This window comes from Flectobacillus rivi, assembly GCF_030056655.1.
Lineage (GTDB): Bacteria > Bacteroidota > Bacteroidia > Cytophagales > Spirosomataceae > Flectobacillus > Flectobacillus rivi.
Genome location: NZ_JASHIE010000010.1, coordinates 220,054 through 233,014 on the forward strand (window position 1 = coordinate 220,054; position 12,961 = coordinate 233,014).

Genomic DNA, 12,961 nt, shown 5'->3' on the forward strand with positions numbered 1-12,961 from the left:
TACTTTCGACTAGATTATGATAAATATTGCATTAGTAGGATTTGGTCTTTCTGGACGTTATTTGCAAGCACCATTCATTACCGCAAATTCTAATTATCGACTCAAAACTATTGTAACATCCAATGCCTTGGCAAAGGAGTTGTATCCTGAGGCTCAGATTGTATCTTCAATCGAAGATGTTTTGGCAGATTCGTCTATCGATTTGGTGAGTATTGCAAGTCCGAATGCAACCCATTATGAATATGCTAAAAAAGCTTTATTAGCCAATAAGCATGTTTTGGTAGAAAAACCTCTTGCCAGTACTAGTCAAGAAGCTGAGGAGTTGATACTATTAGCTAAGCAGCAAAATAAAGTACTTTCTGTGTTCCAAAATCGTAGATTTGATTCTGATTTTTTGACAGTACAAAAAATTTTGAAAGCCAAATTATTAGGTGATATTGTGAGCTATGAAGTAAGATATGACCGTTATAAACCCGTACTCAATCCTAAAAAGTGGAAAGAAACGCCATCGCCAGGAAGCGGGATTATTTATGACTTAGGGCCACATATTCTTGACCAAGCATTAGTATTGTTTGGAGTGCCTCAAAAAGTATGGGGACAAACCTACACTCAGCGCGAAGGTTCATTGATTGACGATGCTTTTGATATTTACTTGTCATATGATAAAATGACTGTAAAACTGTCGTCTAGTTTATTAGTAAGAGAGGAAAGCCCACGCTACAGAATTAATGGAACAAAAGGTTCGTTTGTCAAATACGGGATAGACCATCAAGAAGACCATTTAAAGGCAGATTTGTTGCCTCAAATGACAGGGTTTGGCGTTGAGCCAATCGAAAATCAAGGAGCAATATATTCGAATATTGGCGATGTAGTTATCAAAGGAAAAGTGGAAACGGAAGTGGGCAATTGGGGATTACTTTTCCAAAACTTATATGAAGCCATTGTTGAAGGGAAAGATTTGTTGATAAAACCAGAATTGGTACTCGAACAAATTAAGATTATTGAGGCCGTAAAACAACTATAAAGCATGGCTGTAGAAATAGAAAGAAAGTTTTTGGTAAAGCATGAATTATGGCATGAGTTGGATAAACCAATACCAAACTTCTTAAAACAAGGGTATCTTTCTACCGACCCCGAAAAAACATTAAGAGTTAGAGCTACCAATGACAAAGGCTTTATTACAATCAAAGGAAAAACTCAAGGGATGAGTCGCTTAGAGTTTGAATATGAGATACCTAAAGATGAAGCACTGGCATTGTTAGATAATTTTACAGAACAAAACATTGAAAAGTACAGATACATAATTCCTCATGAAGGAAAAACGTGGGAAGTAGATGTATTTAAAGGAGCTAATGAAGGTTTAATTGTTGCTGAAATAGAGCTTAGCTCAGAAACAGAAACATTTAACCTACCTACTTGGGTACAGACTGAAGTTACAGACGACCCTCGTTATTATAATTCAAGACTAAGTATCGAGCCTTATTCGTCATGGCAATAGGCTATGAGCTTTATGCCATAAGTTAAAAGTGAATATTTCAAATGGCGTAATGGCAACTTTTTTGCCTAATGCATACGACTGACCACTTAAGTATTAGTGCAACATAAAATTCAGCTATGGGCACTCGGTAGAATAGGACGCATATTCAAACTTTTAGCCTATTGCATAAAGCGTAATGCTTACGGCAGGTAAAATTAATTTTGCCTACTAACTTAATTAACATTAACCAAAAACTGTATCGTGAACTTACAACAACTCAAATACGTATATTTCTTAGGAATAGGTGGAATCGGAATGTCGGCAATTGCTCGCTGGTTTATTGCCAATGGCTATCAGTTGGCTGGTTATGACAAAACAGCTACGCCCCTTACCCAAGCTTTGGAAAAAGAAGGTGCAAAGGTTCATTTCGAAGACAATATCAATCTTATTCCAAGTGAATATCTGGCTGATACTACCCAAACGCTTGTCGTCTATACACCCGCTATACCAAAGAACCATACCGAGTTGAATTATTTTCAGGAAAATGGCTTTACGTTAATGAAACGCTCGCAGGTATTGGGACTTCTTACGCAGAATATGTTTACCATTGGCGTTGCGGGTACACATGGTAAAACCACGACATCTTCGATGATTGCTCATATTCTTAAAAATGCAAATCGTGATATTACGGCATTTTTGGGAGGTATTACACAAAACTACGGTACTAACTTTTTGATTAGTACTGCACCAAATCCCTTAGCATGTGTTATTGAAGCTGATGAATTTGACCGTTCGTTTTTAACCCTGCATCCCGATGTTGCGATTGTAACTTCTACAGACGCAGATCACTTAGATATTTATGGAGACCACAATCATGTATTGGAGTCTTTTAGAATGTACGTCGGGCAAATTAAAGAAGGTGGTCGATTGTTCCAGCGTAAAGGTTTAGAGTTGGAAAATTATACCAAAACCTCAGCAGAGTTTTCGCTCGAAGGTGGACAATATCATGTCAATAATCTTCGTATCGAAAATGCAGAGATGGTATTTGATATCGTATATCCAGATGGAGAAATCAAAGATTGTAAATTACTTACGCCAGGATTTCATAATGTCGAAAATGCTTTGGCAGCTACAGCAGCATGTTTAACTGTAGGTTTGAGTGCTGATGAAATTCGTGATGGAATCAATACATTTAAGGGAGTAAAACGCAGATTTGAATATCATGTTCGTCAAGAAAATGTAGTGTTTATTGATGATTATGCGCACCACCCAACAGAAATTGAGGCTTTTTTACGTTCTGTAAAAGCGCTGTATCCTACCCGTAAACTTACGGCGGTATTCCAGCCCCATTTGTTTACTCGTACAAGAGACTTTCAAGAAGGTTTTGCTGAAAGCTTGAGCTTAGCAGATGAGCTTTTATTATTAGATATTTACCCTGCAAGAGAGCTGCCGATAGAAGGAGTAACTTCACAAATTATTTTTGATAAGGTTACGATTGATAACAAACAAATGGTTGCTAAGAAAGATTTGTTAGACGTGCTCAAAACGAAAGATTTAGACTTACTAGTGACGATTGGAGCTGGAGATATTGACACTCTTTTGGCTCCAATTAAGGAGATGTTAACCGCTCAATAAAAAAAGAGGAATCTCCTATAAAAAAATATTCAATTTGAAATAGATTAATCACTTATTTGTTGCACTCTTGTAATAAATTCGTTGATTAAAATTGCTTTTTTAGGGTTATTAAAAATTTTAATAAAATCCTCTTAAGTAAAACATAAGAAAAAAATACTAATTTCGTGTAAATCTTGCAGCCTTAAGTGCTTGGCTAAAAAATAGTAATAACGTGTAAACTCTAACCCCATATTGATTTGCCACTAAAAGTACAATTAAAGAGAACTGTAGTGCTTATCGTATCAGTGGTAGCGGTGGTAGTTGCCATTTTTGGAGCTAACCTAATTCATAGCAAACAAAAATGTAAGGAGATTAAGGTTGTAATAGAGAGTGAAAATAAAAATCTACTTGTAAAAGAGTATGATGTTCAGAACGTAGTCACTGGAGTACCTAGCGAAGACCCTCAAGGCAAGCCTTTTAGCCGAATAAATCTGAAGGCAATTGAGCGAAAAGTTTTGGCAAACCCTTTGATTAAATCATGTCAGGCGCACCAAGATTTGAGTGGGCAGATGACTATTACAGTACAAGAACATACTCCTATTGCAAGAATCTTGTCGAGCAAAAGCCCCAACCATACACAATATGATAGCTACTTGGTAGAAGATGGTTCAATGATTGGGCTGTCGCCTCACCACACCGAGCGAGTTTTGTTGATTTCGGGTGCTTACTTTGTGGGTAAAAAATCGCTAAAGGATACACAAAGTAAATCTATTATAGAACTGATAAAGTTTATTCGTGATGATGAATTTTGGAAGTCTCAAATTACCCAGCTCATCGTTGAAAAAGACGGAGGAGTTACTTTGATACCCGAATTTGGAAGTCACTTTATTGAGCTAGGGCTAGCCATAGATTTAGAAGCTAAATTTAAAAAGATAAAAATTTTATATAAAGAGATTCTACCAGTAAAAGGGTGGGATTTTTATAAAAAAATTAGTGTTAAATATAAGAATCAGATTGTTTGTGAATAAGGTTTTCAGTTGTTAATCAATAGTGTTATAGAGTGAGGCGTATTATGTAGTTTTTGCTATTACATTTATATCGGGGTTTATTGACTGAAGGATCACTAAAACTTCTAAATCGCATGAGTGAGATAATTGTTGGATTGGACATAGGTAGCAAGCAAGTAAGCGTTGTGGCTGGTAGACTCGATAACATGGGAAAGTTAGAGATACTAGGCTTGGGCAAAGGTGATACTACTGGTCAAGTTTCGAAGGGTGTTGTTTTGAACGTCAACAAAACAATCGACGCCGTTCGCAATGCGATTATGCAAGTTGAGCAACAAGCTAATATCGATATCCGTGGAGTTATTGCAAGTGTTGCAGGTCCAAATATTGCAGGAATTAAGCACAAGGCCATGATTACTCGTAACACCTCAGGTGAGGAGGTTACAGTAACCGACGTGGACCAAGTGGCTAGTGATGCAGAGCGTACCTTCATTTCTCAAGGTAACTCAATCGTACATACTTTACCACAAGAATACGTGGTAGACTCTAGTACAGGTATCCAAGAGCCTGTAGGTATTAGTGGTTTGAAGTTACAAGGAGATTTTCTAATGATTACATCTCCTACACTGGCTTTGGACAAAACTAAGCGCTGTATCGAGCGCGCAAAAGAGAAAATGGAAATCGAAGGTGGTTTGGTATTTTCTCCGTTGGCGGCATCATTGGCAGTACTTTCAGAGCAAGAAAAGAAAAGTGGAGTAGCGTTGGTAGACATAGGAAGTGGTACTACCGAAATTGCTATTTTCTATAAAAATATCGTTCGTTATATTTCGGTGTTACCTTATGCTGGCGACATCATTACTGCCGACGTTGAGCAAGGTTGTAATGTTTCTAATGAACATGCAGAAGTACTAAAAGTACGATTTGGCAATGCTTTGGCTTCTCAAGTTCCTTTCGAAGAAACGATTTCAATCCCTGGTATCAACGGACGTAAACCGAAAGTCGTTTCGGTTAAAAACTTGTCTATTATTATTGAGGAGCGTTTGAAAGAAATTGCCGCACTTGTCGTTGCCGAAATTAGTCGTTCTGGCTTCGGCAATCGTTTGTCATGTGGAATCGTTCTTACGGGAGGTTCTGTACAAACGCCAAATATCTGCGAGTTGTTTGAAAAGGTAACAGGACGTGATGTTAGACTAGGCTATCCAAACGAAAATCTAGGACGTACCATCTCTGAAGAAGTGAAAAATCCTTCTTTTGCAACGGCGGTAGGGCTTGTTTGGAACGGACTTCGTTCGATTGACGAACGTGAGGATAGTTACAAAGTATTGCGTAAAACAGAGCCTAAAATTGTGCCACCAGTAGCTGTGACACCTAATACGCCAAGAAAACGTGAGCCAGAAAAAGAAAGAGAGCAAAAGCAAGCTAAGAAACAAGGCTCATGGCTAGATGGTCTCAAAAAATTCGGAAAAGGTCTTCTAGGTGATGATTTGGGCGAAGACGATAAGTATTAGTCAGATTGATTTTTGATATTTTATAAAATCCTTACAAATAAAATTTCTGAAACCTTCACATCTGATGGCCAACATCGTATGTCGAAGTATTATTCCAATTAAGATCTCAAGGACTTAATTGGAATATACGACCCGACATAAATGGCAATCCAGCTGACAATAAGCCCGATTAGGGAAGCAGGAAACTCCGTTTTCCACACAAAATTGCAAATAAACCAGGAACCAAATCCTAGTATCATTGAGGCAATACAGCCAATGGTATTTGCTTTTTTCCAATACAATCCTACAGTCAATGGTACAAAAAGTGATACAAGGCTAAAAGCTGAGGATTCGCCAACTAACTCAAAAATATTTTGTCTTGAGGTTGCCATCCATATACTCGCCAGAGTCACCACAACTATAGCGCATCGAATCACAAAAAGCAATTGACGGTCCGTTAGTTTAGGGTAAAGGGGTTTAATAATATTTTCGCCTATTACTGATGCGGGAGCTAATATAGCACCACTTGTGGTACTCAATACCGCCGAAATCAATGCGCCAAAAAATAGGATTTGTACAAATGTATTGGTGTGCTCCATGACCATGTTAGGTATAATCATGCGGGCATCTTGCTGCAAAAGTTCAGGATGAAGGTATTTTGCCATTAAAGCAATAAACAAAGGTAACATAGCCACAGACAAATAGAGAAAACCTGCTGTAACCGAGGAGCGAACAGCCGTCTTGGCATCTTTGGAGGCCATAACTCTTTGAAAAATATCTTGTTGTGGAATAGAGCCTAATCCAACTGTAATCCAAGCTGTCAGATAAGACGCTGATTCGAGTAAGGTAAATCGTTTGGGGACTACCCTAAAAAAATCTTGTGGCGTAGAAGCTATCACAGGTTGAAACCCACCTGTTTTATCAAGCATAATTGCTGTGAGAATGATTAACCCAATAATCAACAAAATGTTGTGGAAAAAATCAGTTACTGACACCGACCACATTCCGCCCATTAGCGTATAAACCATTACCAAAAGCGCACTGATTAATATCCCCATATACAAAGGCCACCCGACTACTACCTCCAAAACTGTTCCCATAGCAATAAGCTGGGCAGCAATCCAACCAAAATAAGAAGGAACCATCAAGAAAGCCGATACATATTCAGCGGCAACTCCGTATCGTAATTTGAAATAATCACAAAAAGTGAGAATGTTCAGGTTGTAGAAGATTTTTGCATAAAATAGACCTACTAAAATCAAACATAGGGCTGCACCAAAAGGCTCTTCAATAACACCTAAAATACCATTTTCAATAAACTCTGCGGGAGCTCCCATCATAGTTTCAGAGCCAAACCAAGTAGCAAAAGTAACCATCGACGAAAGTCCAAAGGATAAACCACGTCCTGCAAGTACAAAATCTTCGGTACTCGATATTTTACTTGAAGCCCACCAGCCTACCAAAAGATTCAGTGATAAATACCCAAGGATAAAGAAAAGGAGCATGTGTCGGAATTGAGGTAAATACGATAATATTTAATCAAAAAGCCTTAAAAAACAGAAGCTGTCGGTAAGACAGCTTCTGTGATTAATGTTGCATCTGAAGTGTTACTTAACAATAGCCTAGTATTGCTCAGTAGTTGCGAAGAAAAATGCACCTTCAATAGCTGCATTTTCGTCTGAATCAGAACCATGAATGGCGTTTGCACTCAAAGACTTTGCGAAGATTTTACGAATAGTACCTTCGTCAGCTTTAGCTGGGTCAGTAGCACCAATAAGCGTTCTGAAATCAAGAACAGCATTTTCTTTTTCAAGAATCATTGGTACGATAGGGCCAGAAGACATGTATTCGCAAAGATCAGCGTAGAACGGTCTCTCAGCGTGTACTTCATAGAATTTGCCCGCCTGAGCTGGAGTCAACAATGTTTTTTTCATTGCAATAACCTTGAAGCCTGCTTCCTCAATCATTTTGATAATTGCACCTGAGTTGCCATCTGCTACAGCATCTGGCTTAATCATTGTAAAGGTTCTGTTAGTAGCCATAAAATGGGTATTATATGATTTTTGTTTAATACAAAATTATATCTGATTATATCAAGTTCCAAGGATATTCTATTTACCATTCAAAGAAATAACTATACGGTTTTACATGCTTGATATACTCTTTGCTTGATTTTCAAATGATTACCTAACTAATATAGCAATTTTAAGGCTAAATCACTCGAATATTTCAAAAATCTCCAAGTGATAAATCATAAACTGTAAACTATTCTCTAACTTTGTGGGCTAATTAACTTAAAATAAAACTCTTTTAGGAGAAATCACTAATAGAATGCAAAACTTCGAAGCCTTTCGTGAGATAATCGCTACCCCACAAAGGATTGTGATTACCACTCACTACAAGCCAGATGCCGACGCTTTAGGTTCGTCGCTCGGCTTGGCAGGTTATCTCAAGAAAAAAGGTCATCAAGTACAGGTAATCACTCCATCTGATTATCCTAGGTTCTTGAATTGGATGCAGGGAAATGATGAGGTTCTTAACTTTGAAGACTCAAAAGCTCAAAAGCAAGCCATAAAATACTTAAACGAGGCAGACTTAATCTTTTGCCTTGACTTTTCTGCATTAGGTCGCATTGAAGCAATGGCCGAATATGTAGAAAAAGCAAAAGCTACCAAAGTGATGATAGACCATCACATCAATCCTGAAAGCTTTGCTACTTTTGTATACCATGACACAAAAGCTTCGGCAACAGCACAGTTGATTTATCAACTGATTGTGTTGTTGGGTGATAAAAGCCTCATCGATATTCCAATCGGTGAAAGTTTGTATGCTGGTATCATGACCGATACAGGTTCATTTAGACATCCTAGTACAACACCAGAAGTACATCGTATTGCGGCTGATATTATGGAATTGGGTGTCAACACCAATTTGGTACATCGTCGTATCTATGATAGTACCTCGGTAGAGCGTCTGAAGTTTTTAGGATTTGTATTGTCCGAAAAAATGGTGGTATTGCCTAAATATCGAGTTGTATATTTTGTACTTACCGCTGAGGAGCTAAAAAGATACAATTCTCAAACGGGTGATACTGAAGGTATTGTTAATTATGGGTTACAGGTAGAAGGCATTGTCATGTCTGTCATTATCGTAGATCGTCCAGAAGCCGTAAAAATGTCGTTCCGTTCTGTAGAGCAATTTGCAGTAAATGGCTTGGCATCTAAATATTTCAATGGTGGAGGTCATAAAAATGCCGCGGGAGGAAAAACAACAGGATTAGGTGTTGAAGGCACGGTGGCTAAATTACTCTCAATTTTACCAGAGTATCAAGAGGAATTATTAAAAGTAGAATAGAATTAAAATCAATTTTTTACAATAATCAGAAAAATGCTTAAAAAACTTACCATGGTTATGGCTGCTGCTAGCTTAGTAGTTGCATGTAACAAAAATCGTGTAGAGGTAATCGAAAATGTGAAGATCCAAATTCACAACCATGACGACAAGGCGAAGAAATTAAAAGATGGCGATATCATCACTTTTACTGCCAAAATCTATAATAGCGCAGATTCATTGTTACAAGAGTCAACTGAAGCAAACCCAGCACGTGCTATGGTTCAGCCAGCAGGTGCATCAGGCTTTAAAGGTAGCTTCGAAGATGGTTTGAGATTACTTGCTCAGGGTGACAGTGCAACAATTTATGTACCAGTAGATTCATTGTCGAAAGGTGCACAACAATTGCCTCCATTTATCAAAAAAGGAACAGATTTGAAATATTCTGTTAAAATCTTGAAAGTACAAACTCGTGCTGATTTTGATAAAGAAATGGCTGCTAATGCTCAAAAAGAAAAGCAAGCTGCTGAAGCACGCAAGACAGAACTTCCAAAATTGATTCAAGATTATATCGCAAAATCTGGAAAAACATTCAAAACTACTGCTTCAGGCTTATACTATTCAATCACAACTGAAGGTACTGGCGCTAGTCCTAAAAAAGGAGACGTTTGTAAGTGTATGTATGTTGGTAAATTCTTGGATGGTAAAGTATTTGACCAAAGCAAACAACCAATTGATATGCCAATCGGACAAATGATTCCAGGATTTAACGAAGCATTGACATTGATGAAAAAAGGTGGAAAAGCAACATTCGTGATCCCTCCAGCAATCGGTTATGGCGAACAAGGACAAGGCCCAATCCCAGGCAACTCTGCTTTGGTATTCGAGGTTGAAGTAATTGATTTCACAGCGTCAAAATAATATCAAGGTTGTAAGTAATTACGCGATAAAAGTGTAGGCGGTATTCTCGGATACATCTTACACTTTTGTCTGTTTTTGGAAATCCCTTCATTCTAAAGTGCAAAACTGCTAATTTTAACAGTTTTTAACAGCCAAGTAGCACTATTCCACAAATGCTTGTCGTTATTTTACACTATGAAAGACTGTCTATTCCAGTAAAGTGAATACTTTATGTTTAGGAGTTTTCAGTTAAAGATATTCCAAGCTAATTTTTAATCTAACAATCTGTAATTATCATCAAAGATGAAAAACATCAAAAGTTTATATGTGTTGGGGCTGTTTGCGATTGTAGTGCTATTGAGTTCATGCTTATCGACAATCGTCTTAGAAAATGACGAAATCGTAAAACAGAACGAAACCAAAATTCAGACATATTTAAGTTCACAGTCACTATCATTTACCAAAGCAACAAACGGTATTTACTATACAGCTGTGGGTGATACTAGCGGACGTGTTATGACGGCTGGTGATACTGTAAGAGTACAATACACTATTTCAAGATTGGATGGAGTGAAAATCGATAGCTCAGTTACAGGAAAACCATTCCAGTTTATTTATGGTAATAGTACCAGTATTTTTGTGAAAACGCTTCCTTTGTTGCACGAGAGCCAACAAGGGTCATTTATTATTCCATCTACTCAAGCATTGGGATCACAAACGTTTCCAAATCTACCTGCAAACTCACCGATTCGCTTAGATGTAAAATGGTTTAAAACCTACAGTGAAGCGGCTTATATTGATAACTATATCTTAGCGAATAAGATCGCTGTGACTGCAAAATACAGTAATGGCTTACGTTATATCCGTACTCAAGATGGAACAGGAGACTATATGGCAAGTGGTAAAATTGCCAAAGTTAAATATACAGGAAAGCTATTGAATGGATTTATCTTTGATTCAAACGTTGCAAAAACCGATACCTTCAAAATTACCATTGGTGGGTCATCAGCTATTACTGGTTTCCAAAGAGGGGTAGAGTTGATGAAAGTAGGAGAAAAAGCAACCCTAATTTTCCCATCATCTATTGGTTATGGTACAACAGGTTCGTTACCAAAAATTCCAGGGGAATCACCATTGATTTTTGATGTACAAGTAATTGCTGTAAGCGATAATTAATAGTAAATATTATCTAAAGAGTTAGAAATTAGAGTAAGTAATCCTTTCAAAGAGATAAAGTTGTAAGGAATGGTCATTTGAATACAACCATTTTGCCAGCTTTGGAGTCTTTGGGATAAGATGCTCTAACATCTAACTCTTTATTTTTGAAAGCAGATGTATGCGAAGGCGTAACATTCGCAATTTTAAACCCCAATTATTGTATTTATTATGAAAAAACTCTTCTGGTTATTAACGATTGGTTATGCATTTTTGATGACTTCTTGTATGAGTAATGGCGATCCTGACCCAGCTGCAACAGAGAAACTCAAACAAAATGAAGCAGCAGTAAAGAAATATATCACTGACAACAATCTTGCTGTTCAACAACATGCCACGGGCTTTTATTTTCAAATCAATAACTCAAACCCATCGGGCCGTGTTCCTGTAGTAGGTGATTTGTCATCGATTAACTTCGTGATTAAAAATCTTGCAGGTACCATTGTTGATAGTTCAAGAGTTAATCAGAAAATTGCTTATGATTACATTTTTGGAGCTTATAACAGTGTATTCAATTATCCATTGAGTATCATGCGTGTAGGAGATAAAGGTAAATTTATTTTCCCTCAACTTCAAAGCAATGGCGATCCTGTGATTATTGAGATTGAGTTGTTGAATACGCTTACCGAAAATGAGAATATTGATAAGTATATCGCAACGAAATATCCTCAATTGTCATTTACCAAAACCTCTACTGATTTGCGTATTGCGATTACGACCCCTAATCCTACGGGAGTATCACTCACAGCAGGTAAAACAGTTACGTTGAAATATACAGGAAAGTTGCTTTTTGAAATGAGAAAAGTGGATGCCAGCAATAAACTTTATTACGATGCACAATTTGATGCAGGGACTTTCGATTTAACCCTTGGTGCAAATGGAGCTATCAAAGGGTTTGAAGAAGGTGTTTCAAGAATGAAAGTTGGCGAAAAAGCGATTCTTGTATTCCCTTCAAACATTGGATATTCAAGTAGTGGTAGTGTCAACCAAACTACTGGTGTATATGTGATACCTCCTTATGCTTCATTACAATTTGAAGTAGAGGTAGTATCAGTAAAATAATGACAGTCAGGGTAATACTCAACTGTTTTCTTTGTAGTTTTACAGAAAATATCAAAGCCTTCTTCTTAACAGAGGAAGGCTTTGATATGAAAGGTGTAGCCCGAAACTAAAATTTGAATGATTATTATGAAAAAGTTGTGTTTTGCAACGAACAATGCTCATAAGTTGCAAGAAATTCAAGCCATGCTCGGCGAGCAGTTCGAACTTATCTCTCTTGAAGCTACAGGATGTAAAGAAGAATTACCCGAAACAGGTAATACCCTAGAAGCCAATTCCCTACAAAAAGCTCAATACCTTTTTGATAATTATAACAATATCAACTGTTTTGCAGATGATACAGGTTTGGAAGTGGAAGCGCTCAATGGCGAGCCAGGAGTATACTCTGCCCGCTATGCAGGAGCTCATCGTAGTAATGCCGACAATATAGCATTGCTTCTGACCAATTTGAAGGATAAAGCAAGTCGTAAAGCAAGATTTAGAACTGTCATTACTTTGATATTAGATGGCGTAATTCACCAATTTGATGGTATAGTAGAAGGACAAATAATTGATGAATTAAGAGGCGAAGGCGGTTTTGGTTATGACCCTATATTTGTGCCAGATGGTTATGAACAAACATTTGCTGAGATGACGATGGAACAAAAAGCCAGTATGTCTCACCGAGGACGAGCCTTCCAAAAATTAGTCCAATTCTTGAAAGAAATTTAGAGAAGAGTGAAAACTTCTTTTTGATTTGAAATAAAAAATAACCTCAATGTTTAATTAACAGAATTGCATCCTCAAAAATATTCTACGCTCGTAAGCAACCAGTTATAACTTTTTCTTCGTACATATTCAATGTACGGCACATAAAAGGAATGAAGATTTGCTAT

Annotated in this window: 12 protein-coding genes; 10 read left to right on the top strand and 2 right to left on the bottom strand. The window is 37.4% G+C overall.

Annotated elements, in window-relative coordinates:
• Positions 1-16: 16 nt before the first annotated feature.
• The 5 genes from QM481_RS15260 (at position 17) to ftsA (ending at position 5,603) form a co-directional block, all read left to right on the top strand.
• Positions 17-1,024: a Gfo/Idh/MocA family oxidoreductase gene (locus QM481_RS15260; protein ID WP_283382348.1), complete on the top strand. Its 1,008-nt coding sequence runs from the start codon at positions 17-19 to the stop codon at positions 1,022-1,024.
• A 3-nt stretch (positions 1,025-1,027) separates the two neighbouring features.
• A complete protein-coding gene (locus QM481_RS15265) occupies positions 1,028-1,498 on the top strand; it encodes a CYTH domain-containing protein (protein ID WP_283382349.1) in 471 nt (156 codons plus the stop codon).
• A 240-nt stretch (positions 1,499-1,738) separates the two neighbouring features.
• Positions 1,739-3,112 carry a UDP-N-acetylmuramate--L-alanine ligase gene (gene murC / locus QM481_RS15270; protein WP_283382350.1) on the top strand — a complete coding sequence of 458 codons (1,374 nt, stop codon included), beginning with the start codon at positions 1,739-1,741 and terminating at the stop codon, positions 3,110-3,112.
• Positions 3,113-3,348: 236 nt separating this feature from the next.
• The gene (locus QM481_RS15275) at positions 3,349-4,119 is read left to right on the top strand and encodes a cell division protein FtsQ/DivIB (RefSeq protein WP_283382351.1); all 771 of its coding nucleotides are present in this window, start codon (positions 3,349-3,351) and stop codon (positions 4,117-4,119) included.
• A gap of 113 nt (positions 4,120-4,232) precedes the next feature.
• Entirely contained in the window at positions 4,233-5,603 is a 1,371-nt protein-coding gene (gene ftsA / locus QM481_RS15280) for a cell division protein FtsA (protein ID WP_166550006.1), read from the top strand.
• 98 nt (positions 5,604-5,701) lie between these two features.
• Here ftsA and QM481_RS15285 read toward each other — a convergent pair whose 3' ends face one another.
• Both QM481_RS15285 and QM481_RS15290 read right to left on the bottom strand, forming a co-directional pair.
• Complete coding sequence (locus tag QM481_RS15285) at positions 5,702-7,087, bottom strand: high affinity choline transporter 1 (protein ID WP_283382352.1); 1,386 nt, start codon at positions 7,085-7,087, stop codon at positions 5,702-5,704.
• Between the two features lie 117 nt (positions 7,088-7,204).
• A complete protein-coding gene (locus QM481_RS15290) occupies positions 7,205-7,624 on the bottom strand; it encodes a nucleoside-diphosphate kinase (RefSeq protein ID WP_095161360.1) in 420 nt (139 codons plus the stop codon).
• A gap of 289 nt (positions 7,625-7,913) precedes the next feature.
• Here QM481_RS15290 and QM481_RS15295 point away from each other — a divergent pair, with 289 nt between their 5' ends.
• The 5 genes from QM481_RS15295 (at position 7,914) to QM481_RS15315 (ending at position 12,797) form a co-directional block, all read left to right on the top strand.
• The gene (locus QM481_RS15295; protein ID WP_283382353.1) at positions 7,914-8,936 is read left to right on the top strand and encodes a DHH family phosphoesterase; all 1,023 of its coding nucleotides are present in this window, start codon (positions 7,914-7,916) and stop codon (positions 8,934-8,936) included.
• A 33-nt stretch (positions 8,937-8,969) separates the two neighbouring features.
• Positions 8,970-9,833 (top strand): FKBP-type peptidyl-prolyl cis-trans isomerase, encoded by an 864-nt coding sequence (locus tag QM481_RS15300; RefSeq protein WP_166550009.1) that lies wholly within the window; start codon positions 8,970-8,972, stop codon positions 9,831-9,833.
• A 282-nt stretch (positions 9,834-10,115) separates the two neighbouring features.
• Positions 10,116-10,988, top strand: a complete 873-nt coding sequence (locus QM481_RS15305) for an FKBP-type peptidyl-prolyl cis-trans isomerase (protein ID WP_283382354.1) — start codon at positions 10,116-10,118, stop codon at positions 10,986-10,988.
• A 210-nt stretch (positions 10,989-11,198) separates the two neighbouring features.
• The gene (locus QM481_RS15310; protein WP_283382355.1) at positions 11,199-12,089 is read left to right on the top strand and encodes an FKBP-type peptidyl-prolyl cis-trans isomerase; all 891 of its coding nucleotides are present in this window, start codon (positions 11,199-11,201) and stop codon (positions 12,087-12,089) included.
• A 126-nt stretch (positions 12,090-12,215) separates the two neighbouring features.
• On the top strand, positions 12,216-12,797 hold the full coding sequence (locus tag QM481_RS15315; RefSeq protein ID WP_283382356.1) for a non-canonical purine NTP diphosphatase: 582 nt from the start codon (positions 12,216-12,218) through the stop codon (positions 12,795-12,797).
• Positions 12,798-12,961: the final 164 nt, after the last annotated feature.